Source organism: Nocardioides sp. P5_C9_2, from assembly GCF_054049555.1.
In genome coordinates this window covers 1-26714 of record NZ_JBFUMD010000004.1, presented here as the reverse complement: position 1 = coordinate 26714, position 26714 = coordinate 1, and the positions used below count along the sequence as shown (strand labels likewise).

Below are 26714 nucleotides of genomic sequence, written 5' to 3'. Positions count from 1 at the left end.
CATCCGGGCGCTCATCGAGGAGATCGGGGCCTCCGACGAGTTCCTGCTCGCCATCGCCGCGGAGGGCACCCGTCGTCGCACCGACCACTGGAAGTCCGGGTTCTACCGGCTCTCCCAGCAGACCGGCCTCCCGATCACGTTGGCGTTCATGGACGGACCCTCGCGCACGGTGGGCTCGGGCCCGACCTTCACGCCGACCGGCGACGTGGCCGCCGACATGGACCTCATCCGGGCCTTCTACGCCGACAAGCGCGGCCTGCACCCGGCGAAGCGTACGGAGCCACGGCTGCGCAACGAGGGCTCCGGCGCCGGCGGCGCGGGCTGACCCACTAGGACCCGGCGAGGATCCGCTCCATCTCGGCGATCGAGTGCGGTGTCGACACGTGGTGCACGGCGTGCCAGCCGGCCGCACGCGCCCCGTCCACCCGGATCTCGGTGTCGTCGAGGAAGAGGACCCGCTCCGGTCGTACGCCGAGCCGCTCGGCGCTCAGCGCGTAGACCGCCGGGTCCGGCTTGGCCAGACCCACCTCGTGGGAGTAGACGAGGTCGTCCACGACGGACTCGAAGCCGTGGCACCGCTCCCGCTCGCGGGCGCCCGGGCTGGAGTTGGACAGGATCGCGGTCAGGCGGTGACGCCGTTGTCCCACGAACCAGTCGAACAGCTCGCGGTCCAGGGTGCCGACGTACCAACGCCAGTAGTCCTCCTCGAGCGCGGTGGTCTGGGCCGGGGTCAGCCCGAGGCGACCGCGCCAGTGGTCGAGCACCTCCGGCCACGTGACCTCTCCGACCATCGGGTCACCCACCAGCCCGTCGAGCCGCTCGGCGAACTGCCCGTCCGACAGCCCCAGCCGCGCGGGCCAGGGGCCCGGGAAGAGTGAGTCGTCGATGACCTCGAGGACTCCCCCGATGTCGAGGACCACCGCCTCGATCGGCGCCCGCCTGGTCTGCATGGGGATCACCCTGCCCGGAGACGACCGGGTCCACACCTGTGCGGGGCCGGGCGAGATCACACCCGCCGTCGCGGGCTACGAGGCGCACCGCTGTGCCATGCTGGACGCCAGGCTGGCGATCCCGGGCTCACACGCGGCGTCGGACGGCCCGCGGACCACGGACCACGGACCACCGAGAGGACACGGCATGGACTTCGACTCCGCCAACAAGTCGTGCTCGTTCTGCGGGTTCAAGGGGACCTCCGAGACCAGGTTCGCGGGCGGGCTCGGCGCCATGATGTGTGTCGACTGCCTGGAGTTCTACCACCACAAGTTCAGCTCACCGGAGCTGCTCGAGACCATCTCGCGGCCCCCGTGGGACAAGATGTCGGACACCGAGATCCTGGCCAAGCTCCCCCTGATCGCCGACACGGCGACCCAGGTCAACGGATTCCTCGGCGAGTGGGTGCAGATGGCGCGCGAGCGCAACCTCTCCTGGGCCGAGATCGGCCAGGCCCTCGGGGTGTCACGCCAGGCGGCCTGGGAGCGCTTCGCCGGCAACAAGGTACGCAAGAACAGCAGCTCCGCCTGAGGCCCGGGACCCAGACCGAGACCGGCACGGCAGTCGTAGGTCGGGCTCACCCCCGTGAAACCCGACCCACGACTGCGTCAAGCCTACCCTGACGCACCGTCGGATGTCTCGCAAGCCGAGGGGAGAGTCGCGGCCGCCGGTTGCCCTCACCCCCGCGGGCGAGGATGCTCTGAGGGGGGCCCACCGCCGCTCGGGAGTGACCAGAAGGGACGCACGGACCATGTGCCGCCTGCTCGGCTACGTCGCACGAGAGCCGATGTCGGTCGTCGACGTGCTGGGCGAGGAGGAGTTCGCCTCGTTCACGGCACTCACCGCCGTCCACGGCGACGGATGGGGCATGGCGTGGCAGGACCCCGCGGACCAGGYGATCCGCTGCACGACCTCTGCCGCGTCGGCGACGGACGATCCGGACTACCCGCGCCTGGCACGGCAGCCGCTCGGGCGAGCCGGGATGCTGCACCTCCGCTGGGCCACGCCGGGACTCCGGGTGACCCCGGAGAACACCCACCCGTTCGTCGAGGGCGGGTACGCCTTCGCCCACAACGGACACATCTCACCGGTCGACCAGCTCGAGGGCCTGCTCACCCCCGGCTCGCGCGCGGCACTGCGCGGCACCACCGACAGCGAGCGGTACTTCCGGTTCGTGATGCAGAACATCGCGGACCGCGGTGACGACGCCGCAGGACTGCGACAGGCGCTCACCGTGCTCGTCGACCACTTCCCCCACGCGAGCCTGAACGCCCTGCTGCTCACCCCCACCCACATGTTCGGGGTGCACATCAACTCCCGGGCCGCCGCACCGGTCGAGGGCCTGCAGGACCTGTTCGCCACCGCCGACCAGATCCCCCTCCGGCACACCGACGACTACTTCACGATGGACTTCCGGCTCACGGTCGACGCCGTCCACGTCATCTCCAGCGGCATCGATCCGGACGGCTGGACCCCCGTGCCCGAGGACACCGCGGCGGCGGTCGACCTCACCTCGCTCGAGATCCAGCGTCTCGACCTCTGACGGCGTTGAGGGCGACCGCCAGGCCGGGGAAGACCATCACGGAGAGCACCCCCGCCCCCACCAGCGCGGCTGCGTTCTCCGGGAGCATGTGACCGGTGCGGAGTCCGACCTCGGCCAGGGCCACGAGCAGCGGCAGGGCGGTTGCCGTCAGCAGCATCATCTGCAGGCGCTGGTTCAGGTCGAGGTCGCGGCGGTAGAGGAAGATCGCGGGCACACCTCGCACCAGCAGGAGCAGCACGAAGAAGGCGACGAGCCGCAGGGGCGCCTCCGCGATCGACGCCAGGTCGAGGTTCATCCCCGACGCCACGAAGAAGACCGGGATGAAGAACCCGTACCCGACCGCGTCGAGCTTGGTCTCGAGGGAGGCGACGTCCCCTGGTGCCCACCTCCGCAGGACCACCCCTGCGAGGAAGGCCCCCAGCACGACGTCGAGGCCGAACTCCGACGCCACGACGAGCAGCGCGAACAGCAGGGCGACGGTGAGGCGCAGCGTCGTCTGCGAGGTCGAGTGCTCCATCCGGCTGGTGACGGACGCGAGGCGACCCAGGAACGTGAGCCGGGGCAGGACGGTCAGTAGCAGCGCCACCAGCAGCATCACCACCAGCGACAGCAGCCCCAGGAACTTGCCGTTGGCGCTGAGGAAGACGGCGATCCCCACGATCGGCAGGAACTCCCCGACCGCACCCGCGGGCATGATGAAGGACCCGAACCGTCCGTCCAGCATGTCGTTGTCCCGCAGGATCGGCAGCAGCGCACCGAACGCGGTCGTGGTCAGGCCGAGCGCGACCGGCACGAAGGCATGGACGAGGCCGCTGTAGGCCAGGAGGCCGGTCACCGCGATCGCCAGCCCGGCGGACACGAACCAGGCGAGGGCGGCGCGCCGGCCGACGTGCTGGGTGAACAGATCCAGCTCGAGCTCGTATCCCGCCATGAGGAAGAGGAAGCCCAACCCCACGTCCGCGAGCAGTCCCACGCTCGCGGGGTCCGCCCAGCCCAGGACCTCGGGGCCGACGACGACGCCACCGACGATCAGCACCACCACCTGGGGAAGTCGGACACGACCGAGGAGGGCCACGACGAACGGGGCCAGCGCGGAGACCACCGCGACCACGAGCAGCGTGTCGAGTGCGGTCTGGGTGTCCATCCACGTCTCCGGTGCCGCGGCGCATCCGAGCGCCTCAGTAGGTCGTGATCCGCAGCTGCCGGATCCTGGCGTAGAGGGTGGTGCGCGAGACGCCGAGGTCGCGGGCGGCCTGCACCTTGTTGCCTCCGGCGGTGCGCAGGGCGTTGACGATGGTGTCCCGCTCGGCCCGGTCGAGGGCGGCCAACGGCCGCACGGGGCTCGTCACCCGGTAGTGCGCCGGCAGGTCGCCGACCGCGATGCCACCCCGGCTGCGGATCCCGGCGGCGTGCGCCATGACCACCTTGAGCTCGCGCAGGTTGCCGGGCCACTCCTGCGCGGCCAGGGCGTGCAGGGCCCCGGGCGTCAGGTGCACCGAGCTGTCGGCCCCCAGCTCGCTCAGCATCGACGCGGCCAGGTCCGCGATGTCGGCCCGGCGCGACGACAGCGGCACCAGCTCCTCGCGGACGAGAGCGGTCCCGGCCAGCGTCGCGGCCCGACCGGTCAGGCCCTCGACGGGTCCCGAGGTCAGCACGAGCCGGGGTCGGGTACGTCGGTCGACGTGGTCGAGGACGAGGTCGAGGAGCTCGTCGGGCAGGAGGTCGATGCCGTCGACGACGACGGAGCCGCCGGAGCGCCCCATCGCGTCCTGGAGCTCGCGGGCCCAGGCGGCCTCGCCCTCGAGCAGCGCGGTCGCGGCACGCAGGACCTTGGCCGGCAGCACCGCGATCTCACGCGCCCGGGTGGTCCGGCCGGTGCCCGGCGGCCCGCACACGAGGGTCGGTGCGGGCGCGCGGGCGGTCACCGAGGTGACGATCGCCCGCGGCGTCAGATGGGGCCCGGTCGCGCGCTCGACGACCCGGAGCAGCACGCCCCGTCGCGCCCCCGGCACCCGGGTGACGGTCACGTCGGAGGGCCGGCCCGTCTCGAGGGTCAACCTGAGCACGCTCTGCCCGCCGCCCGGCGGATCCTCGGCGAGCACCCGGAGCAGTGCGACGTCGGAGGGGCTCAGCAGGTCGGAGGCGGCCTGGTTGCACATCACGATGTCCTCACCGATGGCGAGGACGGCCTGCTTGGCGTGGCCCGAGGCCTCCTGGAAGGCCGCCAGGAGGTTCTTCTCGGAGGCGCGGCTGCCGCCGAGCAAGCGCATCTCGATGTCGTGGACGGCCCGCGCGATCAGCGGGGGCAGCAACGGGCTGGCGGTGGCCACGGTCGCCGAGATGTCGAGGACTCCCTCGATCCGCCGGGTGAGGGGATGCCGGATCGGGTGCCCGTAGCAGCTGAACCCGCGCAGTGACTCCGCGAAGTGCTCGACCCCGTTGATCACGACGGGATGCCTCGTCTCGAAGACGGTGCCCAAGCCGTTGGTGCCGATGTTGTCCTCGAGCAGGCTCGCACCCTCGCGAAGGTTGAGCGCATCGAAGCTGTCGCGGGTGACCGGGTCGTCGAACCAGCGCCGCACGATCCGGCACTCGCGGTCCCCCAGGATCGTGGAGTAGCCGGTGCCGGCCAGGCTCTCCTCGAGCTCTTCCAGCACCGGCGCGGCTCCGATCAGGAGCGAGCTCTTGCGGTCGATGTCTCCGGGGACCAGGCGGTCGAAGGCACCGGTGCGCTCCACGCCGGCCAGGCTCRCCCGGCGCCAGGACGCCGCGATGTCGGGGCGTGCGCCGGCCTCGTCGACCGCGGACTCGGGTGCGGACACCGCAGGGCCACCTCCTGGACGCTGTGGGCTACGTCACATCATGCCCCGCGTGACAACCCCGGGTGACAGGGACGGAAGTGTCCAGTTCCTGAACATCCGTGCCGTACCGGGGCTGTCACGGTGGGCCGGAGCCCCCCAGCCCGATCCACGGAGGAGAGACATGAAGACCCAGGCAGCAGTCGTCGTCGAGGCCGGCAAGCCGATCGAGATCGAGGAGCTCACGCTCGACAAGCCCCGCGAGGGTGAGGTGCTCATCCAGTACACCCACGCCGGCCTGTGCCACTCCGACGTGCACGTCGCCCACGGCGACCTCGAGGCGCGGCTGCCGATGGTCCTGGGCCACGAGGGCGCCGGGATCATCCAGGAGGTCGGCCCCGGCGTGACCCGGGTCAAGGTCGGCGACCACGTGGTCTGCTCCTTCATCCCCAACTGCGGCACCTGTCGCTACTGCGCGAGCGGCCAGCAGTCGATCTGCGACATGGGGGCCACGATCCTCGAGGGCTACCTGCCCGGAGAGCGGTTCCCGATCACCGGTCCGCGCGGCGAGTACGGGGCGATGTGCATGCTCGGCACGTTCAGCCAGTACGGCGTCATCCACCAGAACTCCTGCGTCAAGGTCGACGACGACCTGCCGCTCGACAAGGCCGTGCTCGTCGGCTGCGGCGTACCGACCGGGTGGGGCGCGGCGGTCAACACCGCCGCGGTCAAGGCCGGCGACACCGTGCTCGTGGTCGGCGTCGGCGGCATCGGCATCAACGCCGTCCAGGGCGCCCGGATGGCCGGCGCCAAGAACATCCTCGCCATCGACCCCCTCGAGAACAAGCGCGAGAAGGCGATGGAGCTCGGCGCGACCCACAGCTTCGCGAGCACCGACGATGCCATGGAGGCCCTCACCGACATGACCCGCGGCCAGATGGCCGACTCCGCCATCCTGACCCCGGGGCTGATGACCTCCGAGATCGTCGCCGGCGGCTTCAACGCGGTCGGCAAGGGTGGCGTGGTGGTGCTCACCGGCCTCAACAAGCTCATGGAGCAGAACATCGAGCTGCCGGGCACGATCATGACGCTGTTCCGCAAGACCGTGAAGGGCAGCCTCTTCGGCGACTGCAACCCCACCACCGACATCCCCAAGATCCTCGGGCTCTACCAGAGCGGCGACCTCAAGCTCGACGAGATCATCACGCGCACCTACACCCTCGACCAGGTCAACGAGGGGTACGACGACCTGCTCGCCGGCAAGAACGTGCGCGGCGTCGTCGTGCACAGCCACTGAGGAGGCGGACCGGGGACCCGGACTCGTGACGCGCACGCCCTCCGTGGGGGCCGTGACCCCGCACGTCCCCACGGAGGTCATCGACCGGGCGGCCGAGGCCGAGCTGCTGGAGGCGGCCCTGCTCAGCGGCGCCCACGTGCTGCTGGAGGGACCGCCGGGCACCGGGAAGTCGACGCTGCTGCGTCGGGTCGCCACGGGTCGCCGGATCCCGTTCGTCATGGTCGAGGGCAACGCCGAGCTGACGCCGGCCAGGCTGATCGGCCACTTCGACCCGGCCCTGGTGCTGACCAAGGGCTACGTGCCGGAGATCTTCGAGGACGGCCCGCTGCTCGAGGCGTTGCGCACGGGCGGGCTGCTGTACGTCGAGGAGCTGAACCGGATCCCGGAGGAGACCCTCAACGTCCTGCTGAGCGCGATGTCGGAGCTCGAGATCACGGTCCCCCGCCTCGGGCGGGTCGCCGCGGCACCGGGGTTCGCCCTCGTGGCGGCGATGAACCCCTTCGACGCGGTCGGGACGGCTCGGGTCTCGGGTGCGCTCTACGACCGCACGTGCCGGATCTCCATGGACTACCAGACCCCCGAGGCCGAGCAGCTGATCGTCGGGCTGCGCACCAGCGACCTCGATCCGGCGTGGCGGGCCCGGGTCGTCGACCTGGTCCGCAGCACCCGTGACCACCCGGACATCCGCTTCGGGTCGTCGGTGCGCGGCGCGATCGACATCGCCCGGCTCTCGGTCGAGCTGAGCCGCCTGCGGGGCACCACGACCGACGACTGGCACGTCGGCCTGGCGGCGGCGAAGGCCTCCCTGTCGGGACGCATCCGCCTYCAGGACGGCTGTGACCGGACGCCGGAGCAGGTGGTCACCGAGCTGTACGTCGCCGTGTTCGGTGCCGAGCCGTCCGAGGACCCCGACGCCGACCCGGACCGGGACGCCGAGCCGGGCACCGAGGGGTCGCCGGGGGAACCCTGAGCCCGCCCCCCGGGGCGGGCACTCCCCCACCCGGCAGGCCCGCGTCGCGCCAGCGCCGCTCCGCGCCACGGACCACCGGCCGCTCGGACCTGGCCAGGAACCCGGCGTTCGCCGAGCTGTCCCCCGAGGTCGGCGAGCTCGACCTCGAGGCCCTCGACGACCGGCTGCGCAGCGACCCGGACGACACCCTGACCCTGCTCGTGGAGATGTCGCACGCTACCGACGAAGGGCTGCGCGGCGCCGTACGACGCCTGGCGCCGCGTCTCATCCTCGACCAGACCCGGCGCGGGATCCCCCGCAACCGGGGGATCGCCCGACCGCGACCCGTGCCCGCGCACCGCGGTGGGGACCTGGACCTGGACCGCTCGATGGACGCGATCGTCGGCGCGCGGGCGGAGGCCCGGATGCCGTCCCTGGAGGACATGACGGCGACGGACTGGAGCCGTCCCGACCTGGCGCTCTGCCTGGTCATCGACCACTCCGGGTCGATGAACGGCGCTCGGCTCACCACGGCCGCCGTCGCCGGTGCGGCCTGCCTGACCTACGCGCCGCAGGAGCACGCGGTCCTCGCCTTCGCGTCCACCACCACGCTGCTGAAGCGGGTCACCGAGACCGCCGCCCCGACCMGCACCGTCGAGCGGATCCTCGCCCTGCGCGGCCACGGGACGACCGGGCTCGCCGGTGCGCTGCGCGAGGCGCAGGTGCAGCTGGCCGGTGCCCGGGCCCGGCGCCGCGTCGTGCTGCTGCTCTCTGACTGCCGGGTCACCGACGAGGTCGACGCGACGCCCGCGGCGCGCGGCCTCGACGAGCTGGTGATCCTCGCCCCGGCCGAGGACGAGGACGAGGCCCGGCGCCTGGCCCGCGACTCCGGGGCCCGGGTCGCGGCGATCGGCTCGGTGCTCGACGTGCCGGCCGCCCTCAACGCGATGCTCGCCGACGACCGGACCTGATCGGTGGGTCCGCGCGGAGGTCGGTGTCAGCTGGGCGCGGCGTACGCGCCGACCCCCGTGTCGATCATCACGCAGGGCTCGTCACCCACGGTCCATGCGTCGTGACCGGGGTCGAGGTCCATGACGTCGCCGGGGCCGATGCTGAGCTCCTCGCCGTCGTCGAAGGTGACGGTCATCTGCCCCGAGATGCAGAACCCGGTGTGGTGGACCTGGCAGGAGTCGGTGCCGGCGATGGGCTTGACGTCGACGGACCAGCGCCAGCCCGGCTCGAAGACGCCGCGTCCGAGGGTGAAGCCGCCGAGAGTGACCACGTCCATGTGGCCGTGGTCCTGGAACGGGCGCCGTTCGTGCGGGGCGTCGATGTTCTGCTTGCCGGTCATGTGCTGCTCCTCCGTGTGGGTTCGGTCCTCTCGTGGGTCCGCTTCGGGTGGTCAGGACCGGACCCACGATCCTCCGCGGCCGTGGCGGGGACAAGGCATCAACGGGCTACCCACCGGAGACGTCGGAGTCCTCACGACGAGCACGAGCAGGACGTGGTGTCAGGCGGAGTACTCCTCGGCAGTGACGGGGTCCAGCCAGGTGACGACCGTGCCCTGGTCGTCGGCTTCGTTGAGCGCCACGTGGGACATGAAGCGGTCGGGGGTGGCGCCGTGCCAGTGCTCCTCGTCGGGCGCGATGAACACGACGTCGCCCGGGCGGATCTCCTGGATCGGGTTGCCGCGAGTGCCGACGTAGCCTACGCCGTCGGTGACGTAGAGGGTCTGGCCCCGGGGGTGGGTGTGCCAGACCGTCCGGGCGCCGGGGGTGAACCGGACGTGGGCGCAGCTGAGGCCGGACTCCGGGCCGGGACTCTGGACACCGTCGATGTAGACGGTTCCGGTGAACCAGTCGGCCGGGCCGGTGGCGGTGGAGCCGCCGCTCTGGACGTACTTCATGGTGCAGGTCTCCTGGTGTCGGGGAGGTCGAGCCGGACGGGATCGCGCTTCGACACGCGGTCAGACGGGGGCGTGGGTGGCGGCCCAGATGGCGAGCAGCTTGAGGCGGTCCGCGGAGTCGGTGCCGGGTTCGGCGGTGTAGATGGTCGTGACGAGGGTGCGGTCCCGCCGGGCTGAGACGTCCATCGAGTGGTAGGCCAGCTCCATGGGCCCGACGTCGGGATGGTTGAACTCCTTCGCCCCCGCATGGTGCAACCGGACGTTGTGGGTCGCCCAGCGCGTGCGGAACTCCTCGCTGAGCGTGGAGAGCTCGCCGATGAGGTCGCGCAGGCCCTTGTCGTGCGGGTTGCGGCCGGCCTCGGTGCGCAGCAGCGCGGCGGTGACGTCGGCGGCGGCGTCCCAGTCGGTGTAGTAGTCGGCCGCTGCGGGATCGAGGAACTGGAACCGGGCGATGTTCGGTGTCACCGGTTCGTCGGTGTACACCGGGGAGTAGAGGGCGCGGCCCAGGTCGTTGGCGGCGAGGAGGTCCAAGCGACCGTTGGCCACGATCGCGGCCGAACCCTGCAGGGAGTCGAGCATCCACCGGAGTCGGTCGGGTACCTCGACGGGCCTGCGACGGCGCGGCCCCCGTCTGGGCGGTCGGGCGGCCCGCGCGAGGTCGAAGAGGTAGGCGTGCTCGGCCTCGTCGAGCCGCAGGGCGGCGGCGACCGCGTCGAGCACCTCCTCGGAGACACCGGTGATGTGGCCCTTCTCCAGGCGGGTGTACCACTCGATGCTGACTCCGGCCAGCACGGCGACCTCCTCCCGACGCAGCCCCGGCACGCGCCGGCGGCCGCCCGTCGGGAGGCCCACGTCGGCGGGGGTGAGGCGGGCACGGCGGGTCGCGAGGAACTCGCGAATGTCCTCGCGGTTGTCGGGGCGTTCGCCGGGGCGGGTGTCGGGGTCCACGCACTCACGGTACGTCGGGCCGCGCCGGTCAGGCAGGTGCCGTTTGTACCCCCACAAACGCGACCTTCCGCGCACGTCGCGTGGTGGCTTCCATGGAGGTCGACACCCCACAGACCCACAAGAGGAACGAGCACCGTGACGATCGACGACGGCCTGTACTCCCGCAACGACCTGATCGCGTTCGCCCAGCCCGAGCGCCGCAGCACGTCGACGGCGGGTGCGGCCCGGTTGGGCAGGGTGGTGCTGGCGAACGTCGTGCTCCTGACGATGATCGCTCCGCTCGCGACCGACATGTACGTCCCCGCGTTCCCGCTGGTCGGCAACGACCTGGGCGCCGGCGCCACCGGGGTCCAGCTGACCCTGACCACGTTCTTCGTGGGGATGGCACTCGGCCAGCTCATCGGCGGACCGGTCTCCGACCAGCGAGGCCGCCGCGGACCGTTGATGTTCTCGATCGTCGTGCTGGTCGTCGCGTCGGCCGTGTGCGCGCTCAGCCCGACGATCGGCGTGATGATGACCGCCCGGTTCGTGCAGGGCTTCAGTGGCGGGTGGGCGATGGTGATCGCCCGGTCGGTGGTCGTCGACCTCACCTCGGGGCCCCGTCTGGTCCGCTCCCTGAACCTGGTCCAGGGCATCGCCGGCGTCGCTCCCATCGTCGGACCGCTGGTGGGCGCGCTGCTGCTCCTGCTGTCCGGGTGGCGGGTGTCGTTCTGGCTCCTCGCCGTCTGGGCCGTGGCGATGGTGGTCTCGGTCGCGCTGACCGTGCCCGAGTCGCTCGCCGTCGAGCGGCGTCACGGCGGCGGGCTCCAGCAGCTGCGTCGATCCGCGGGGCACGTGCTCGGGCACCCGGGCTTCGTCGGCCACCTGGTCGTCATGGCGTTCTCCATGGGCGTGACCYTCGCCTACGTCGCCACCTCGGCGTTCGTGCTGCAGTCCATGAACGGACTGTCACCGTTGCGGTACTCCATCGACTTCGCCACGAACGCGGTCGGCCTCACCATCGCCACCCTGGTCGCGGCGCGGCTCGCGGACCGGGTGCGCACCCGGACCGTCATCACCGTCGGTCTCGTCGCCACCGGCGCCGCGGGCGTCCTGCTGCTGGTCGGCGCGATGTGGCTCGACATGCCTCTGTGGGTGGCGCTCGTGGGCTTCTTCGTGCTGCTGAGCGCGCAGGGGCTCGTGGGCCCCAACGCCGGGGCCCTCGCCTCCGCCGAGGTGCCCGAGCACTCCGGCACGGGCTCAGCGGTCCTGGGCTTCTTCCAGTGGTGCATGGCCGGCGTCATCGCTCCCCTCGCCGGGCTCGGCGGCGAGCGGACCGCCGTCCCGATGGCGGTCATCATCCTGACCCTCGTCGTCCTCTCCCTCGCCGCGCTCCGCATGGCGGCGCGTCAGTCCCCCACCCGGCCGGTGTCGTAGGCCCACATCGCGATCTCGACCCGGTTGCGGGCGCCGATCTTGGTCAGCAGGCTCGCGACGTGGGTCTTGGCGGTCGTGAGGCCGATGAAGAGGTCGGCGGCGATCTCGGCGTTCGTGCGGCCGCGGGCGACCAGCGCCAGCACCTCCTCCTCGCGTTCGGTGAGCGGCTCGATCGGTTGGGTACGCCGTCCCGCCGGGGCCTGTGCGGCCAGGGTGGACAGCAGCCGGCGGGTGACGTTCGGTGCGATCAGCGCATCGCCGTCGGCGGCGGCATGCACGGCCTGGACGAGCAGCTCAGGCCCGGCGTCCTTGAGCAGGAAGCCTCGGGCGCCGGCGCGGAGCGCGCCGTGGACGTACTCGTCGAGGTCGAAGGTCGTGATCACCACCACCGCCATCGGGTCCGGGACGCTCCTCCCGGCGAGCAGCTCGGTGACCTCGATCCCGTCGAGCCCGGGCATCCGGATGTCGACCAGGCACACGTCGGGGTGGAGCCCTCGCGCCAGCTCGACCGCGGCGTGGCCGTCGGCGGCCTGTCCGACGACCTCGATGTCGGGCTGGGCGTCGAGGATCATGGACAGGCCGGTACGCACCAGGTCCTGGTCGTCGGCCACCAGCACGCGCACCGTCATCGGCGTACCTCCATCGGCAGCTCGGCGTCGACCGCCCACCCGCCCCCGGGCGCGGGCCCGGCGCGGAACGTGCCGCCGAGCAGCTGCACTCGCTCGGTCATCCCCAGCAGCCCGAAGCCGGGGCTCGCCGGCCGCGCCGGGTCGATCCGACCGTCGTCGGTCACGCGTAGCCGCAGCCTTCCTGCACCCTCGACGACCCGGATCTCCACACGCGAGGCGTTGCGGGCGTGCCGCAGGGCATTGGTCAGCGCCTCTTGCGCCAGCCGGTAGACCGCCGCGTCGACCTGGAGCGGAAGCTGGTCCAGGTCATCTGGCAGCTCCACGTCGACGACCGGGACCGAGTCGCGGCGGGCGAGGGACACCAGGTCGGCAACGCCGGGCTGGGGGGCGTACTCCGCCGGCGCTCCGTCGCGCAGCACCCKGACCATCGCCCGCATCTCCGCCAGCGTCCGCGATGCTTCCCCTTCGATGACCGCCAGCGCCTCGAGCCCCGCCTCGGGTCGCTGCCCGGCCAGCGTCCGGCCCGCCTGCGCCTGCACCGCGATCGCCGAGACGTGGTGGGCGACCATGTCGTGCAGCTCACGCGCGAGGCCGACCCGCTCCTGGCTGCGGATCTCGTCCAACGCCCGGCGCCAGCTCTCCGCGCGGTAGCGGAACGCCGCTCCGCCTGCTGCTGCGGCTGTCAAGATGCCGAACCCACCAATGAAGTCGGAAGGGCCGGTGTAGTCGGCGACCGTGCCGATCACTGCTGCGACCAGCACACACGTCAGCCCGATCACGATCTCGCGCCCTGAGCCCCAGCGGACGAGCGCGTAGACGAGCACCAGGACATAGATCATCGTGTCGAGGCCGATACTGGGAGGTCCGCCTGCCAGGGTCGTCAGTCCCAACGCCATCGCGGTGCCGAAGCCCACCACGACACAGGCCAAGGGGTGGGTACGCCGCCAGAGCAGCACCGGCGCGAGTCCGACCGCCACGATCGTCGCGAACGGCCGCCAGGCGACGTCGCCTCGGAGGACTCCCTCGAGCAGCGCCGTCACCATCAACACCCCGACCAGCACCCAATCGCGCGACACCCGTTCGGGAGCGTCGGCTGCGCGGGGCTCGGCCCACAGCGAGCGCAGTGCGTGGGTGATCACACACCCAGCCTAGGGACCGCCGCGGCCTCGGGGACCGACCGAAAGAACGAGACCCCGCTCCTCCCCACGGCCGAGCAGGCTCGGGCCTCGACGCCGATGTGCGCGCGCCGCAACGCGGCGAGGGTTGTCACATGATCACTGTTGAGTCACTGACCCGGAGGTACGCCGGCTTCACCGCCGTCGACAACGTCTCCTTCACCGCGCTGCCCGGTCGCGTCACCGGCTTCCTCGGCCCGAACGGCGCCGGCAAGTCCACCACGATGCGCGTCATGGTCGGCCTGACCGCCCCCACGTTCGGCAGCGCGACCATCAACGGAGAACGGTTCGCCGACCTCCCCAATCCCGGCCTCGAGGTGGGCGTCCTCCTGGACGCGTCCGCCCAACACGCCGGTCGCACCGGGCGCGAGATCCTCACGATCGCCGCCGACACCATGGGCCTGTCCCGCTCCCGTGTCGACGAGATGCTCGAGCTCGTCAGCCTGACAACTTCGGAGGCCAAGCGCCGGGTGCGCAACTACTCCCTCGGCATGCGTCAGCGACTGGGTATCGGCACCGCACTGCTGGGGGACCCCCGGGTGCTGATCCTCGATGAGCCCGCCAACGGGCTCGACCCTGCCGGGATCCGGTGGATGCGCGACCTGCTGACGGGCTTCGCGAGCCAGGGCGGCACCGTGCTGTTGTCCTCACACCTGCTCCATGAGGTCGAGGTCATCGCCGATGACCTGGTCGTGATCGGCAACGGAAAGATCGTCGCGTCCGGTGCCAAGGAAGAGCTCCTCGTGGCAACCGGGACGCTCGCCTGGTCGACGTCACCGCGCGAACTCGCCCACGCACTCGAACAGGCCGGGATCCCCAGCACGCTCGCCAGCGACGGCTCGGTGCGCACCGACGCCGACCCCGCTCGGGTCGGGGCCGTGGCCCTGGCCGCCGGCATCGCCCTCACCGGGCTCCGGTCCGCCGAGAGCGCCGGCCTCGAAGAGATGTTCCTCTCGCTCACCGCCGACACCCAACGCGAAGGAGTTGCGGCATGATCGCCACGACCATCCCCCCGGTCATCACCACGGGTGCTGCGCCGGTCCGCCGGACCACCCGTCCCATCCCGACCGGCCGACTCGTCAAGGTCGAGCTGCGCAAGATGTTCAACACCCGCTCGGGATTCTGGATGCTCATCAGCATCGGCGTGCTGTCGCCCATCTCGGCCGGGTCGCTCCTCGTCTTCGGCCTCAACAGCGACGTCACCTACCAGAACTTCGTGAGGGCGAGCGGGTTCCCGATGTCAGTGATCCTGCCGATCATCGCGATCCTGGCCGTCACTGGTGAGTGGAGCCAGCGCAGCGGGCTCACCACGTTCACGCTGGTGCCGATCCGCGAACGCGTGATCGGCGCCAAGGCGATCGCCACCCTCCTGGTGGGCCTCGGCGCCGTCTCCGTCGCCTTTGCGGTGGGCGCCCTCGGCAACGTGGCCGGGTCCGCACTCGCAGGCGTCGACACCGCGTGGGACATTTCGTTGTCCATGGCACTCCAGTTGGTGCTCTACAACCTGGTTGGCATGGCCTTCGGCTTCGCGCTCGGTGTCATGCTGCGCAACCCTGCGGCCGCGATCGTGGGCTACTTCGTTGCCTCACTAGTCATGCCCGGCATCTTCGCGCTCCTGGTTCAGGTGCGTTCGTGGTTCGAGGACCTGCAGCCGTGGATCGACTGGCACTACACGCAGGTGGCCCTCCTCGATGGCGCCACGAACACCGTCAAGGAGTGGGCGATGCTCGGCTCGACCACGATGATCTGGATCGTCATCCCCCTCGTCGTCGGGCTGCTCCTCCTGCGTCGCTCCGAGGTCACGTAGTCGAGCGTGGGACGGTTGGCCGGCCCAGTCGGCACCGAACGGCGTCAGGCGGGCTCGACCGTCCTCACCATCACGCAGTTCTTGAGCCCCTTGGGTCGGTCGTAGGTGAAGCCCAACCGCTCGTAGAGGCGGCGGGTGCCGTTGTAGAGGAACGACGACGACATCTTCTTGGTCTGGTCGGTCAGGTCGTGCGGATAGCTCTCGACCCGCCCGCCGCCCGCCTTCGCGATCAGGTCGAGCGCGCCGGTGATCGCCAGCTCGGTCACACCCAGCCGCCGGTGGCGCTTGTCGACGAACACACAGGTGATCCGGTAGTCGGGGTCTACGGACTTGGTGGCGTCGTACTCCTTGCGGTGGTGGAGGGTCGGCAGCTCCACGGGCGTGCCGTACTCCGCCCACGCGATCGCCTCGTCTCCGTCCATCACCAGCGCGGCGTGCGCCTTGCCCTGCTCGACGTAGGCCTTCTTCAGCGCGCGGTTGGCCTCGGCGCCCTTGCCGCGCTCGGGGCCGTCGGGGTGGAACCAGATGCACCAGCAGCCGCCGAAGATGCCGTTGTGCCGCTGGACCATCGCGTCGAACGCCGGCCAGGTCTCGATGCTGAGCGGGGCGATCGTGTACGACGTCTCGGTGGCCACGCCGTTCACCCTAGAGCTGCGGTCAACACCACGAAGGCGCCAAGGTCGACCTCCGCCAAGCGGCGAACGCGGTCACCACCGGCCCGCCGTTGACTGATCGGAGCCTCATCTCAGCTGAATGTTGTCCTGGTAGTCGAAGTGTGACTTCACGCCGTGGCGGACCCTCAGCCTTGGAACGCGACGTGGGGTCCTCGACACGCTCCTCGTCTCCGAGTGGTCCCGCTTCCTCGAGACCGCACGCGCGGTGCAGAAGCACCACCGTGGCGACACCGCCGGCGACAAGCTGCCCGAGGTCCGGAAGGCCAGCAAGAGGGTGCGCTATGTGGCGGAGTCCCTGGTACCACTGCTCGGACGACGGGCCAAGCGCGTCACCCACGCGGTCGAGGCGGAGACCGCGGCGTCAGCGGTCGACCGGGCGGACTTCCCGCGAGTCCTCCGCGCCGCCGAGCGGAAGGTCACACGCGCCTGGACCCGGTAGGTGCCGGCCCTCCTTCCGCGGTCCGCACGCTCAGCTGGTCGCGGCCGGGACCAGCCGTCCCTCCTCCAGGGGGTCGTACCGCTCGCCGGGCAGCGCGAGGAGCGCCATGACTGCGCCCACCAGGCACAGGGCGCCCACCACGACGCACGCGGTGGACAGTCCCGTGAGGAACGCGTCGTCCAGGGCAGCCGCGACGGTCGGAACCTCCAGGGCGAGCGCGTCGGCGACGCCCACCGACTCCCGCGCATCGGCGATGAGGTCCGGCGACAGCCGGCCATCGAGGAGGGAGACCAGTCTGGCGCCGTACAGCGACGAGAACAGCGACCCCACGACGGCGACGCCCAGGGTCCCGCCGAGCTCGCGCGTCGCGTCGTTCACCGCGGATCCCACACCGGCGCGAGCCGGTGGCAGCACCTGCATGATCGACTCGGTGGCCGGCGTCGTGACGAGACCGAGGCCCAGACCCATCAGCACCATCTGGGGAACGATGGTCGCGGCGTACGAGACGTCGACCTCGATCGTGGAGACCCACAGGAACGACGAGCCGAGGAGGGCGAGCCCGGTCGCCACCACTGACTTGGTGCCGACCCGAGGGGCCAGCTGGGCACCGGCGACCGATGCCAATGCGATCGAGATCGCCACGGGCAGGATCCGCACGCCGGTCTGGAGCGCTGAGTAGTCACGCACGAACTGGAAGAACTGGGTGATCAGGAAGATGAACCCGAACAAGGCGAAGAAGGAGATCGTCACGGCCGCGCAGGCGGCGCTGAATCGGCGGTCGAGGAACAGGGTCACGTCGAGCATCGGGTGGGAGGCGGCTCGCTCCACGACGATGAACGCGACGACGAGCCCGCCGGCCAGGGCGAACCCGGTCAGGGTGGCGGCACTCGCCCAGCCGTGCGCGGGCGCCTCGATGATCGTCCAGGTGAGCGTTCCCAGGGCAGCCACCGAGACGAGCAGCCCTCTCAGGTCCAGGGGCGGGACACTCGGGTCGCGCGACTCGGGGACGAAGGCCAGGGTCATCACGATGGCCACCAGGCCCACCGGCACCAGCGCCCAGAACACGCTGTGCCAGGAGAAGTGCTCGAGCAGGAAGCCTCCGGCCACCGGACCGAGAGCGACTCCCAACCCAACGGCGGCACCCCAGATGCCGAGGGCCGTCGCCCTCTCGCGGCGGTCGGTGAAGGCGTTGGCGATGACGGAGAGCGTGGTGGGGAAGACCAACGCGGCGCTCACGCCCATGAGCACCCGCAGGGCGACCAGGGCCTCGACGCTCTCGACCGTGGCCGCGAGGCCGCTGCTGGCAGCGAACGCCGCCAGACCTGTCACGAGCGCGGGGCGGCGACCGAAGCGGTCGCTGAGGCTGCCCATGGCCAGGACGGAGGGAGGCGAAGGCGAGGTTGTAGCCATCGACGACCCAGAGGAGGTCGCGGGTCCCGGCGTCCAGCTCGGTGGCCAGCGTGGGAAGCGCCACGTTCACGATCGTGGTGTCGAGGTTGATGGTCAGCGCCGCCAGGCAGACGGTCGCGAGAAGCGCGGGCTTGCGGATCATGCGTGAACTCCTGTGTTGATGTGGACAGCGGTAACATCAGGGTGCCCCGCGGGTGTTACCGGTGTCAACATCAATTAGGGTGCAGTGTGGCCCCGACTCGATATCACCACGGCAACCTGCGTGCGGCACTCGTCGACGCCGCCGTCGACACCGTGCGAGAGCGCGGTCCGGAGGGCCTCGCCCTGCGGGAGCTGGCCCGCCAGGTCGGGGTCTCGCACAACGCGACGTACCGGCACTTCGCCGATCGCGACGAGCTCGTCGACGTGGTTGCCGAGCACGCGCTGGAAAGCCTGGTCTCGACCATCCATGCCCGGCTGGCCCTCGTCACCGAGACCGACGCCGTCATGCAGGCCCGGCGCCGATTGGTCGAGATCGGCGCCGGGTACGTCGAGTTCGCCCTCGCTGAGCCCGGGCTGTTCCGCCTCCTCTTCACCGCCTACCCCGAGGCGCCCCCGAAGGAGGCGGCTCCGGAGGAGGCGGCTCCGGAGGACCCCTACGCGATGCTCAACGCAGCCCTGGACGACCTGGTCGCGGTGGGCTACCTCGCCGCTGACGACCGGCCGGGCGCGGACGTGACCTGCTGGTCCGTCGTCCACGGCTTCGCAGTGCTCAACACCGAGGGGCCGCTTCGCGGTCTCGAGACCCGTGAGCGGGACGCCGCGCTCTCCACGGTCCTCCTCAGCATCGACCGCGGTCTCGGCGGGGGCGGGCGTTGGCCCACTGTCACCCTTGCCCCGCTGCGACCGGGGTCGACGCAGGACTGAGCGCCCGGCCTGACCGTGGCGTGAGCCTTCGCCAGGCGTCACGCACGCCACCGGCCGTGTTGGCGCGACGTTCACGATGCCGTCGTCGGCTCTGCCTACCGTGCGCACCGTGCTGCTTCGAGGTGTCCTGGGAAGTGTCCTCGTCCTCCTCGGGGGCCTGGTGGTGTCGACCTTGCCGACCAGCACCCCGCTCCTCGCCCTGGAGGCGCTGGACGCGGTGCGCGGGGCCGCCGCCGGGCGCATGGCCGGGCTCGGTGTCGTGGTGACGGGGCTCGGCCTCCTCGCCGCGTCCTGGCTGCGGCTCTGCGTGCTGGTGGCCCACACGGAGGACGCGGACCGCGCGGGCGCGCTCGCTCTCGTGCGGCACGCCACGCTTGCCTGGTCCGCGCCCCTGCTGCTCGCCCCGCCGCTGTTCTCCCGCGACGGCTGGTCCTACGCGGCACAGGGGACGCTCGCCCACTACGGGATCTCCCCCTACGAGCACGGCCCCGGCGTCCTGGTGGGACCGATCGTGGAGGCGGTCGACCCACGGTGGCTGGGCACACCGGCGCCGTACGGACCGCTGCCCCTCGTCCTCGGCGGCCACCTCGCGGCTGCGACGACCGACCCCTGGGTGCTCGTGGTGGGGCACCGGGTCGTCGCGCTCGTCGGTCTGGTGCTGCTCGCCTGGGCGGTCCCGCGCATGGCCCAGTGGTGCGGAAGGAGCCCGGCGCTCGCATCGGCCCTCGTGCTCTGCTCGCCGCTGATGCTCGCCAACGGCGTCGGCGGGCTCCACAACGACCTGCTGATGGTGGGGCTGATGGCTGCAGCGGTGGTCGCCACGGTGGAGCACGGCTGGGCATGGGGCGCCCTGCTCGGCGGGCTCGCCGCGGCCGTGAAGCTGCCCGGTGGGCTGGTCTGCGTCGGCGTCGTGCTGCTGGCCCTGCCGGCCGCTGCGACGGTCGCCCAGCGCGTACGCCGCCTGGCCGACGTCGGCGCGCTCGCGATCCTCGCCCTGGTGGTGCCCGGCATGTCCTCGGGTCTCGGGGTCGGCTGGCTCGGCGCCCTGGACGTCCCGGGCACGGTGAACACGCCGTTGTCGCTGCCCACGGTCGTCGGCGGCTGGCTCGACCTGCTGGTCCGGCTCTGCGGGCTGGACGTCCCGGACGGATGGTTCCTCGGTGGCGTMCGCCTGCTCGCCCAGGCAGCGATCCTCCTCGTCGCGACCGGTGTGGCACTCACCGCCCCGAGCGGCCGGCCCTCGCGCGGGGTCCACGCGGTGGCTGTGGTCATGGGCGCGACGGTGCTGCTGAGCCCCGTCGTCCACCTCTGGTACTTCCTGTGGGTGCTCCCGTTCCTCTGCGCCCTGCGGCTCACCCGGCTCGCCACGACAGGGCTGGTGTCGGTGTCGGTGGTCGCCGGGATGGCCGCGCCCCTCGACTCGTCGCTGCACGGCGCCTACGTGGCGATCGTGATCGGCTCCATGCTTGCCGCCGCGCTGACCGTGCTGCTGCTCGTCACCCCGAGGTCCCGCGACCGGCTGCGTGGCATCGCAGGTCCGGCGTGGACGTCGAGCATCGACGTCACGGTGGCCGACCACGGGTAGCACTCCGCCCGAGCCCTGGCGGCAGCGCGTCGCGCGGCGAGCGGGCGGTCAGCCACCTCGAGGACCGCGTCGGCGAGCGAGGATGCGTCCGGCGACGCCCAGGCGCCCGACGTCGCGTCGACCAGCTCGCGTGCGCCGCCCCGGTCGGCGGTGACGACGGGGGTTCCCGAGGCGAGGGCCTCCAGCACCGCGAGACCGAAGGTCTCCCCGGGACAGACGCTCAGGGCCACGTCCGCGGCCGCCAGCCGCCGGCTCAGGCCGGCCCGCGAGCCCACGAAGCCGTGGAAGTGGACCGGAGCCGGGCCTGCGGCCTCGACCAGCTCGGCCTGATGAGGGCCGACACCGTAGACGTCGAGCCGCACCGGCACGCCACGCTCGTGCAGCTCGACGGTGGTGGCCACGGCCAGGTGCGGCGACTTCTCCCGCGACAGCCGGCCGGCGTGCACCAGCCGCAGCTCGCCGGCCGGGGCGCGACGGTGCGAACGAGCGGGACGGTGCGGGCGGAAGGTGTCGAGGTCGACGCCGAGCGGCACGCGCGCGACCGGGCACCCGGCGGCGGCGGCCAGCCGCCGGAACTCGTCCTCCGCGTAGCGGGAGGTCACCACGATGGTGTCCACGCTGCGCACCAGTCGCCTGTTGAGCAGCCCGACCGACACCTTGGCGGTCATGTCCAGGCCGGTACGCATGGCCAGCATGTCGTCGAGGCGCTCGTGGGACAGGAGCACCGACCGCACGCCGCGCCGTCGAGCCCACCTGGTCACCGGCATCAAGGTCAGCTTGTCGCTGAGCTCGACCGAGGTGGGACCCCACTCCTCGAGCACCTCGATCACCCGCCAGGGCTCGACGATCAACCGGTAACCGCCGCCGACACGAGGCGCGCGCAGCTGGACGACATCCCCCAGTGGGGTGGTGGTCCGGGCGTCCACCGGGCCCGGCACGACCAGGAGGCGTCGGTGACCGGCCCCGACGTACCCCTCCCCCAACGCCTGGAGGGCGGTCCTCATCCCTCCGGAGGCGGGGCCGACGAAGTTGGCGAGCTGTGCGATCCGCATGGCGCGACCGTGTCGCAGCGAGGTGAACGAGCGGGGTGGGCCAGGTGGCCCTCAGGGTGCGGGTGCGTAGTGGCCGGAGGGCAGTGGGTGCTGGTGTCCCAGCGCGGCGAGCACGCTGGGCAGCATCGCCTTGGCCGTACGCCGGTACCCCGCGCCCGAGGGATGGAACCGGTCGACGGAGAACATGTCGTCGGGCTGCGACACGAAGAACGGGCCGACCACCTGCGCCAGCGAGACCGCGTGGCCGCCCATCGCGGTCACCAGCTCCCGCTGGGCGTCGGCCAGCTGTCGCGAGGAGCGGCTGGCCAGCGTCCGCAGTGGCTGCGGCACGGCCCCCAGGGCGCCCAGGTCGGGGCAGGTGCCCACCACGACCTCGGTGCCGACCGCCCGCAGCGGCTCGAGCACCTCGTGCAGGTGCCGCACGGACTCCGCCGGGCGCACCCGGTGGGTGACGTCGTTGCCGCCGACGACGATGACCGCGACGTCGGCGCGGTAGCCCGGGGGCAGCGCAGCCAGCTGCGCGCGGATCATCGACGTCTCCGACCCGACGTGCGCGGCGCTGCGCAGTCGCACGGTGCGGCGCGTCTTCTTCGCCAGGCGCCTCGCCAGCTGGGCGCCGAGGGTCTCCTCCGGGCTGGCGGCCCCCAGCCCGGCGGCGATCGAGTCACCGAGGAGCAGCAGGTCGATCGGGTCGCCGTACTTCTTCTTGTAGACCTCGCGGACCACCGGCGCGCTCTCTCCGAGCGGCTTGCCGATGAGCCGGCGGGTAGCGCGCGCCTGCAGGCGCAGCACGCTGACGAGGGCGACGGCAAGGAGGGCGGTAGTGGCGGCAAGCGCCGTGACCGCCGCGACCAGCGGCGCTCGAACGCTCCTCACGCCGCCAGGACCGAGCTGCCGGGCCCCTGCACCGCCGGGTAGTGGATGTCGATCAGCTCGTCCACCACCCGGCTCCAGGTGCGCTCGCCCACGGTCGCCAGGCCCGCGGACGCCAGCGCCCGACGCAGGTCCACGTCGCCCACCATCCGGGCCACGGTGTCGTGCAACGACGAGAGGTCGACAGGGTCGTAGAGGAGGCCGTCGCGCCCGCTGTCCACGAGGTCCAGCGGGCCACCGGCGGCCGGGGCCACCACGGGCACGCCGCTCGCCTGCGCCTCCTGGACGGTCTGGCAGTAGGTCTCGGACTCGCCCGGGTGGACGAAGAGGTCGAGGCTGGCGAAGACCTGCGCCAGGTCGTGCCCGCGCAGCATGCCGGTGAACACCGCGCCGGGGAGCTGCCGCTCGAGCGACGCGCGCGACGGCCCGTCCCCCACGACCACCAGCCGGGTCCCGGGCACGGCGGCCACCTCCACCAGCCGGCGGACCTGCTTCTCGGGCGCGARCCGGCCGACGTAGCCGACGGCGATCGCTCCGGGCTCGCGCCGGGTCCACCGGGCGTTGAGGTCCGGCACCCGGTGCTGCGGCCCGAACAGGTCGAGGGCCACGCCGCGCCCCCACAGGTGCAGGTCGGTCACCCCGAGGGCCGTCAGCTGTTCCCACGACGCGCGGGAGGGAACCAGGGTCCGGTCGGCCCGGCGGTGGATGCGCCCGACCCACCGTCCCACCGCGCCCTCGGCCCGCACACCGTACTGGCGGGCGAAGCCCGCGATGTCGGTCTGGTAGACGGCCACCGTCGGGATGCCGAGGCGGCGCGCGGCCCGCAGGCCCACGGCGCCCAGGGCGATGGGCGACGCGAGGTGCACCACGTCCGGGCGGAAGTCGCTCAGGGCCCGCTCGACCGCGGCGTCCGGAAGGCCGACCGGGAACGAGCGGTGGCGCGGCATCGCGATGGACCGCACGCGCACCACCCGCACCGAGCGGTAGACGGGCAGCCCGGGTCCGGGCGCCACCACCAGCACCTCGTGGCCCCGGTCCAGGAGCCGGTCGATGACATGGCGGACGGTGTTGGTCACGCCGTTCACCTGGGGAAGGAATGACTCGGTCACGATGGCAACGCGCATGAACATCAGGCTCATGAGCCACGGTGAACCGCTGGCGACGCGCGTCGCCGCGTCGGCTGAACCGTCGGGGACGCTTCGACGGCCCGGCGAGGCCTCCGCGAGCTCGCCGACGACACCCGGCAACACGTGACGAAGCCCGGGCACAGGGACTGAGCCGGATCGAGACACTGCCGTTCATCCGCCGTTGGGCCAACCGAGCCGCCCACGCCACAGAGCGCTCCTAGGTTCCTCGTCGCAGGGGTCGCTCGGGGCCCCTTCTCGGCCTCCATCTCGGGAGAGTGATTCCCCATGTCATCGACCGCTGTGCGCGCTCGCTGCCTGGTCAAGACCTTCGGCGACGTCATCGCCCTCGACGGAGTCGACCTCGCCGTCGCCGTCGCCGCCGGCACCATCCATGGCCTCGTCGGCCCCAACGGCGCCGGCAAGACCACGCTGCTGGGCCTGCTCCTCGGCCTGGCGCGGCCCGACGGTGGCACGCTGGAGGTGCTGGGTACGCCGATCGGTGCCGGTGTGCCTGCGGGCGTCGGCGGCTTCGTCGACGGCCCCGGGCTCTACCCGACCCTGACGGCCCGGGCCAACCTCACCACCGTGGCGCGGCTCCGCTCGGGCACGCGGGGCGCGGTCGTCGACGCCGACGGCCTGCTCGACCGGGTCGGCCTGCTGGACGTCGCCGGCGACCCCGTCCGCGGCTTCTCCCTCGGCATGCGGCAGCGGCTCGGGCTCGCGGCCGCCCTGATCGGCGAACCCCGGCTGCTGGTCGTCGACGAGCCCGCCAACGGCCTCGACCCGGCCGGCAAGCGGCAGGTGCACCGGGTGCTCACCGACCTCGCCGCCGCCGGCAGCACGGTGATCCTCTCCAGCCACCGGATGGACGACCTCGCCTCGCTGTGCGACGAGGTCACGCTGCTCGCGCAGGGCCGGGTCGTCTTCACCGGGCCGGTCCGCACGCTGGCCGCCGCGGGCGGCGAGCTCGACTACCAGCTCGTCACCTCCGACCCGCCGGCAGCCCGACGTCTCGCCCAGGGCTCGAGCCGCCTGCGGATCGTGGCCGATCGCCGCACCGACGGGCGCGCCCTCGTCGTTCGCGGCCCCGAGGCCGCCCTTGACGACCTGGTCGCCCGGCTCGTCGGTGCGGGTGTCGCGATCCGCGAGCTCGGCCCCGTCATCCCGCCGCTGGAGGCGGCGTTCCTCGCCCTGACCGGCGCCGACCTCGACGACGAGGTCGACCAGGAGCCCGACCGGGAGATCGACCGGGAGATCGACCGGGAGCCCGCCGCATGACCGCGTCGACCGCCCCGGTTGCGGTTGCCCCGATGACCGAGGCCGTGCCGCTGCACCGCGGCTATCGCTTCGAGCTGGTCAAGCTGCTGGCCCAGTGGCGGCTCCGCGTGGTCTTCCTCGCCTGCATGGTCGCGCCGGCGGTCTACACCGCTGTCATCAGCCTCCAGACGTCGCTGCCGGCGGATGCGGTCTACGGCCGCTGGATGAACCAGTCCGGCTGGGCGGGCTCGCTCACGGTGCTCGTCTTCATGGGCACGCTCGTGCTGCCGCTGCTCACCGCGGTCGTGGCCGGCGACGTCTTCGCGGTCGAGGACCGGCTCGGTACCTGGCGGCACCTGCTGGTCGCCGTGCGCTCGCCGCGGATGATCTTCCTCGCCAAGGCGCTGGCCGCACTGACCGTGATCCTGGTACTGGTCGCCGCGCTCGCGGCCTCCTCGATGGTCGGCGGCCTGCTCACCGTCGGCAGCCACCCGCTGCCCGGCCTCGACGGCCACCCGATGGAGCCCGGCGACCTGCTGCGCATCGTGTCGCTGTCTTGGCTGAGCATCGTGCCGCCCACGCTGGCCTTCGCCTCGGTCGGACTGCTCGGCTCGGTCGCGCTGGGCCGCTCCCCGCTCGGCCTGCTGCTGCCGGTGGTGCTGGCGCTGGTCCTGCAGGGCGTGGCGCTGATGCCGGTGCCCGTCGCACTGCGTGTGGCGCTGCCGGTCAGCGCGTTCCTGGGCTACCGCGGCCTGCTCACCGATCCCGGGCAGCTCGGCCCACTGTGGGTCGGGATGGCGGTGAGCCTCGCGTGGGCGGTGCTGGCGACGTACCTCGCCTATCGGCTCTTCATGCGGCGCGACTTCACCGACCTCGCGTACGACGGCTCGGGCCGCCGCTTCGTCGTCGCCGGCCTCGTCCCCCTCGTGGGTCTGGTCGCGCTCACCACCGGGGTGGTCGTTGCGACGACCGGTGCGAGCGGCTCCGGGATCGAGCGGCCCAAGCTCGAGGCCGCGCTGGCGACGTCGTTCTCCCACCTCTACGTCCTCCAGACCCRGCAGCTCCACCGGCCTGCCGTGACCGAGAACGACCTCGGCGCGACGGCGACGTGTGACAAGGCCGGCGACCGGGTCGAGGACGTCGGCCCGGGGTCGGACTGGCGCTGCGTCGTCAGCTGGACGCTGCCCGGCTCCAGCGCCGTCGGCACGGCGATCTACCAGCTCGACGTGGCCGCCGAGGGCCGCTTCGTCGCCGACGGCGACGGTCCCAAGGAGGTCAACGGCTTCTTCCAGGTGCGGACACCGTCCGGCGACGCACCCAACCCGCTCTGGCAGTTCGACGGAACGGTCGACCTGCTCGAGCACACCCCTCAGGAAGGATCACGATGAATGTCACGCGCAACCGCGTGGTGAAGCCCAGGCGCTTCTCTCGCACGGTTCAGGTGGGCCTCGTGGCCGGGGCCCTCGCGGTCTCCGGCGGCGTCGCCTACGGCACCACGCTCGGCTTCGACGACAACCAGGTGGGCACGGAGTACGCCGACGGCCTGCAGATCTCCTCCAACCAGGTCCTCGAGCCGATCGGCGACCGGGTGAGCACGCCGTACGGGAAGTTCATGGGCTCGACCCTGAGCCCCGACGGCCGCTTCCTCGCCACCACCGCCAACGACCGCGGCGTCTCGCTGCAGGTCTTCGACCTCTCGACCTACCAGCTCGTCTGGCGGGCAGGCAGCGCCGCCGGCGTCAACCTCAGGCTCACCGACAACACCGTCGGCCAGGAGAGCCCGCTCTACTCCCCCGACGGGACGACGTTCTGGATGCCGAACGCCACCGGCCTGACCCGCTTCACGGTCAGCGCCGACGGCAGTCTCGCCAGTCCGACCCGGGTCGCCCTGCCCGACGTCGCCGGCGCCCGGGCGCTGACCTCGGGCCTGGCC

General features: G+C 72.0%; 24 protein-coding genes and 4 pseudogenes. 15 read left to right on the top strand and 13 right to left on the bottom strand.

The features are described from left to right. A pseudogene (locus tag ACXJKL_RS00540) lies at window positions 1–325 on the top strand (acyl-phosphate glycerol 3-phosphate acyltransferase); the annotation flags it as partial. Window positions 326–329: 4 nt separating this feature from the next. On the opposite strand, the gene ACXJKL_RS00535 reads toward ACXJKL_RS00540, so the two are convergent. Then, window positions 330–950, bottom strand: a complete 621-nt coding sequence (locus tag ACXJKL_RS00535) for an HAD-IA family hydrolase (RefSeq protein ID WP_457205090.1) — start codon at window positions 948–950, stop codon at window positions 330–332. Between the two features lie 187 nt (window positions 951–1137). On the opposite strand from ACXJKL_RS00535, the gene ACXJKL_RS00530 reads away from it, so the two are divergent. Both ACXJKL_RS00530 and ACXJKL_RS00525 read left to right on the top strand, forming a co-directional pair. Next, on the top strand, window positions 1138–1521 hold the full coding sequence (locus tag ACXJKL_RS00530) for an AsnC family protein (RefSeq protein WP_457205089.1): 384 nt from the start codon (window positions 1138–1140) through the stop codon (window positions 1519–1521). Between the two features lie 220 nt (window positions 1522–1741). Continuing rightward, window positions 1742–2533 carry a class II glutamine amidotransferase gene (locus ACXJKL_RS00525; RefSeq protein WP_457205088.1) on the top strand — a complete coding sequence of 264 codons (792 nt, stop codon included), beginning with the start codon at window positions 1742–1744 and terminating at the stop codon, window positions 2531–2533. Here ACXJKL_RS00525 and ACXJKL_RS00520 read toward each other — a convergent pair. Both ACXJKL_RS00520 and ACXJKL_RS00515 read right to left on the bottom strand, forming a co-directional pair. Then, window positions 2499–3677 (bottom strand): cation:proton antiporter, encoded by a 1179-nt coding sequence (locus ACXJKL_RS00520; RefSeq protein ID WP_457205087.1) that lies wholly within the window; start codon window positions 3675–3677, stop codon window positions 2499–2501. The two genes, ACXJKL_RS00525 and ACXJKL_RS00520, sit on opposite strands and share 35 nt — an antisense overlap. 34 nt (window positions 3678–3711) lie before the next feature. Next, on the bottom strand, window positions 3712–5355 hold the full coding sequence (locus tag ACXJKL_RS00515) for a sigma-54-dependent Fis family transcriptional regulator (RefSeq protein WP_457205086.1): 1644 nt from the start codon (window positions 5353–5355) through the stop codon (window positions 3712–3714). A 160-nt stretch (window positions 5356–5515) separates the two neighbouring features. Between ACXJKL_RS00515 and ACXJKL_RS00510 the strand changes: the two genes are divergently transcribed. The 3 genes from ACXJKL_RS00510 (at window position 5516) to ACXJKL_RS00500 (ending at window position 8548) form a co-directional block, all read left to right on the top strand. Further along, window positions 5516–6628: an NDMA-dependent alcohol dehydrogenase gene (locus tag ACXJKL_RS00510; RefSeq protein ID WP_457205085.1), complete on the top strand. Its 1113-nt coding sequence runs from the start codon at window positions 5516–5518 to the stop codon at window positions 6626–6628. A gap of 52 nt (window positions 6629–6680) precedes the next feature. After that, entirely contained in the window at window positions 6681–7598 is a 918-nt protein-coding gene (locus tag ACXJKL_RS00505; protein WP_457205084.1) for an AAA family ATPase, read from the top strand. A gap of 206 nt (window positions 7599–7804) precedes the next feature. Next, window positions 7805–8548 carry a VWA domain-containing protein gene (locus tag ACXJKL_RS00500; RefSeq protein WP_457205083.1) on the top strand — a complete coding sequence of 248 codons (744 nt, stop codon included), beginning with the start codon at window positions 7805–7807 and terminating at the stop codon, window positions 8546–8548. Between the two features lie 26 nt (window positions 8549–8574). On the opposite strand, the gene ACXJKL_RS00495 is transcribed toward ACXJKL_RS00500, so the two are convergent. The 3 genes from ACXJKL_RS00495 to ACXJKL_RS00485 form a co-directional block, all read right to left on the bottom strand. After that, on the bottom strand, window positions 8575–8928 hold the full coding sequence (locus tag ACXJKL_RS00495) for a cupin domain-containing protein (RefSeq protein WP_457205082.1): 354 nt from the start codon (window positions 8926–8928) through the stop codon (window positions 8575–8577). A gap of 159 nt (window positions 8929–9087) precedes the next feature. Then, window positions 9088–9483 carry a (R)-mandelonitrile lyase gene (locus ACXJKL_RS00490; protein WP_457205081.1) on the bottom strand — a complete coding sequence of 132 codons (396 nt, stop codon included), beginning with the start codon at window positions 9481–9483 and terminating at the stop codon, window positions 9088–9090. A 60-nt stretch (window positions 9484–9543) separates the two neighbouring features. Then, window positions 9544–10431 carry a helix-turn-helix transcriptional regulator gene (locus ACXJKL_RS00485; protein ID WP_457205080.1) on the bottom strand — a complete coding sequence of 296 codons (888 nt, stop codon included), beginning with the start codon at window positions 10429–10431 and terminating at the stop codon, window positions 9544–9546. Between the two features lie 135 nt (window positions 10432–10566). Between ACXJKL_RS00485 and ACXJKL_RS00480 the strand changes: the two genes are divergently transcribed. Then, window positions 10567–11847: a multidrug effflux MFS transporter gene (locus tag ACXJKL_RS00480; protein WP_457205079.1), complete on the top strand. Its 1281-nt coding sequence runs from the start codon at window positions 10567–10569 to the stop codon at window positions 11845–11847. Here the strand turns inward: ACXJKL_RS00480 and ACXJKL_RS00475 are convergent. Both ACXJKL_RS00475 and ACXJKL_RS00470 read right to left on the bottom strand, forming a co-directional pair. Then, window positions 11820–12476 carry a response regulator gene (locus ACXJKL_RS00475; RefSeq protein ID WP_457205078.1) on the bottom strand — a complete coding sequence of 219 codons (657 nt, stop codon included), beginning with the start codon at window positions 12474–12476 and terminating at the stop codon, window positions 11820–11822. The genes ACXJKL_RS00480 and ACXJKL_RS00475 overlap by 28 nt on opposite strands. Further along, window positions 12473–13615 carry a sensor histidine kinase gene (locus ACXJKL_RS00470; protein WP_457205077.1) on the bottom strand — a complete coding sequence of 381 codons (1143 nt, stop codon included), beginning with the start codon at window positions 13613–13615 and terminating at the stop codon, window positions 12473–12475. Before ACXJKL_RS00470 ends, ACXJKL_RS00475 begins: the two co-directional genes overlap by 4 nt. 131 nt (window positions 13616–13746) lie before the next feature. On the opposite strand from ACXJKL_RS00470, the gene ACXJKL_RS00465 reads away from it, so the two are divergent. Both ACXJKL_RS00465 and ACXJKL_RS00460 read left to right on the top strand, forming a co-directional pair. Further along, window positions 13747–14646: an ABC transporter ATP-binding protein gene (locus ACXJKL_RS00465; RefSeq protein ID WP_457205076.1), complete on the top strand. Its 900-nt coding sequence runs from the start codon at window positions 13747–13749 to the stop codon at window positions 14644–14646. Then, on the top strand, window positions 14643–15458 hold the full coding sequence (locus tag ACXJKL_RS00460) for an ABC transporter permease (protein WP_457205075.1): 816 nt from the start codon (window positions 14643–14645) through the stop codon (window positions 15456–15458). The genes ACXJKL_RS00465 and ACXJKL_RS00460 overlap by 4 nt, the downstream gene beginning before the upstream one ends. A gap of 44 nt (window positions 15459–15502) precedes the next feature. On the opposite strand, the gene ACXJKL_RS00455 is transcribed toward ACXJKL_RS00460, so the two are convergent. Beyond that, a complete protein-coding gene (locus tag ACXJKL_RS00455; RefSeq protein ID WP_457205074.1) occupies window positions 15503–16093 on the bottom strand; it encodes a GNAT family N-acetyltransferase in 591 nt (196 codons plus the stop codon). Window positions 16094–16286: 193 nt separating this feature from the next. Here ACXJKL_RS00455 and ACXJKL_RS00450 point away from each other — a divergent pair. Beyond that, window positions 16287–16571, top strand: a pseudogene (locus tag ACXJKL_RS00450) (CHAD domain-containing protein); the annotation flags it as partial. 30 nt (window positions 16572–16601) lie between these two features. Here the strand turns inward: ACXJKL_RS00450 and ACXJKL_RS00445 are convergent. Further along, entirely contained in the window at window positions 16602–17942 is a 1341-nt protein-coding gene (locus ACXJKL_RS00445; protein WP_457205073.1) for an MFS transporter, read from the bottom strand. A 267-nt stretch (window positions 17943–18209) separates the two neighbouring features. Here ACXJKL_RS00445 and ACXJKL_RS00440 point away from each other — a divergent pair, with 267 nt between their 5' ends. Further along, complete coding sequence (locus ACXJKL_RS00440) at window positions 18210–18887, top strand: TetR/AcrR family transcriptional regulator (protein WP_457205072.1); 678 nt, start codon at window positions 18210–18212, stop codon at window positions 18885–18887. 76 nt (window positions 18888–18963) lie between these two features. Next, a pseudogene (mptB, locus tag ACXJKL_RS00435) lies at window positions 18964–20319 on the top strand (polyprenol phosphomannose-dependent alpha 1,6 mannosyltransferase MptB); the annotation flags it as partial. Between the two features lie 5 nt (window positions 20320–20324). Here mptB and ACXJKL_RS00430 read toward each other — a convergent pair. The 3 genes from ACXJKL_RS00430 to ACXJKL_RS00420 are packed head-to-tail and all read right to left on the bottom strand — an operon-like array spanning window position 20325 to window position 23473. Next, a complete protein-coding gene (locus ACXJKL_RS00430; protein ID WP_457205071.1) occupies window positions 20325–21524 on the bottom strand; it encodes a glycosyltransferase in 1200 nt (399 codons plus the stop codon). 51 nt (window positions 21525–21575) lie between these two features. After that, complete coding sequence (locus ACXJKL_RS00425) at window positions 21576–22400, bottom strand: SGNH/GDSL hydrolase family protein (RefSeq protein ID WP_457205070.1); 825 nt, start codon at window positions 22398–22400, stop codon at window positions 21576–21578. Then, window positions 22397–23473, bottom strand: a complete 1077-nt coding sequence (locus ACXJKL_RS00420) for a glycosyltransferase family 4 protein (RefSeq protein WP_457205069.1) — start codon at window positions 23471–23473, stop codon at window positions 22397–22399. The genes ACXJKL_RS00425 and ACXJKL_RS00420 overlap by 4 nt, the downstream gene beginning before the upstream one ends. Window positions 23474–23809: 336 nt before the next feature. Between ACXJKL_RS00420 and ACXJKL_RS00415 the strand changes: the two genes are divergently transcribed. The 3 genes and pseudogenes from ACXJKL_RS00415 to ACXJKL_RS00405 all read left to right on the top strand — a co-directional run. Next, a complete protein-coding gene (locus ACXJKL_RS00415; protein ID WP_457205068.1) occupies window positions 23810–24802 on the top strand; it encodes an ATP-binding cassette domain-containing protein in 993 nt (330 codons plus the stop codon). A 32-nt stretch (window positions 24803–24834) separates the two neighbouring features. Further along, window positions 24835–26169: an ABC transporter permease gene (locus tag ACXJKL_RS00410; protein ID WP_457205067.1), complete on the top strand. Its 1335-nt coding sequence runs from the start codon at window positions 24835–24837 to the stop codon at window positions 26167–26169. A gap of 62 nt (window positions 26170–26231) precedes the next feature. Continuing rightward, a pseudogene (locus ACXJKL_RS00405) lies at window positions 26232–26714 on the top strand (phosphoesterase); the annotation flags it as partial.

What these genes read in the sequence shown, in the direction of transcription:
- ACXJKL_RS00535 (WP_457205090.1), bottom strand. Translation starts at nt 950, where the DNA reads ATGCAGACCAGGCGGGCGCCGATCGAGGCGGTGGTCCTCGACATCGGG.
- ACXJKL_RS00530 (WP_457205089.1), top strand. Translation starts at nt 1,138, where the DNA reads ATGGACTTCGACTCCGCCAACAAGTCGTGCTCGTTCTGCGGGTTCAAG.
- ACXJKL_RS00520 (WP_457205087.1), bottom strand. Translation starts at nt 3,677, where the DNA reads ATGGACACCCAGACCGCACTCGACACGCTGCTCGTGGTCGCGGTGGTC.
- ACXJKL_RS00510 (WP_457205085.1), top strand. Translation starts at nt 5,516, where the DNA reads ATGAAGACCCAGGCAGCAGTCGTCGTCGAGGCCGGCAAGCCGATCGAG.
- ACXJKL_RS00495 (WP_457205082.1), bottom strand. Translation starts at nt 8,928, where the DNA reads ATGACCGGCAAGCAGAACATCGACGCCCCGCACGAACGGCGCCCGTTC.
- ACXJKL_RS00490 (WP_457205081.1), bottom strand. Translation starts at nt 9,483, where the DNA reads ATGAAGTACGTCCAGAGCGGCGGCTCCACCGCCACCGGCCCGGCCGAC.
- ACXJKL_RS00475 (WP_457205078.1), bottom strand. Translation starts at nt 12,476, where the DNA reads ATGACGGTGCGCGTGCTGGTGGCCGACGACCAGGACCTGGTGCGTACC.
- ACXJKL_RS00465 (WP_457205076.1), top strand. Translation starts at nt 13,747, where the DNA reads ATGATCACTGTTGAGTCACTGACCCGGAGGTACGCCGGCTTCACCGCC.
- ACXJKL_RS00460 (WP_457205075.1), top strand. Translation starts at nt 14,643, where the DNA reads ATGATCGCCACGACCATCCCCCCGGTCATCACCACGGGTGCTGCGCCG.
- ACXJKL_RS00445 (WP_457205073.1), bottom strand. Translation starts at nt 17,942, where the DNA reads ATGGGCAGCCTCAGCGACCGCTTCGGTCGCCGCCCCGCGCTCGTGACA.
- ACXJKL_RS00430 (WP_457205071.1), bottom strand. Translation starts at nt 21,524, where the DNA reads ATGCGGATCGCACAGCTCGCCAACTTCGTCGGCCCCGCCTCCGGAGGG.
- ACXJKL_RS00415 (WP_457205068.1), top strand. Translation starts at nt 23,810, where the DNA reads ATGTCATCGACCGCTGTGCGCGCTCGCTGCCTGGTCAAGACCTTCGGC.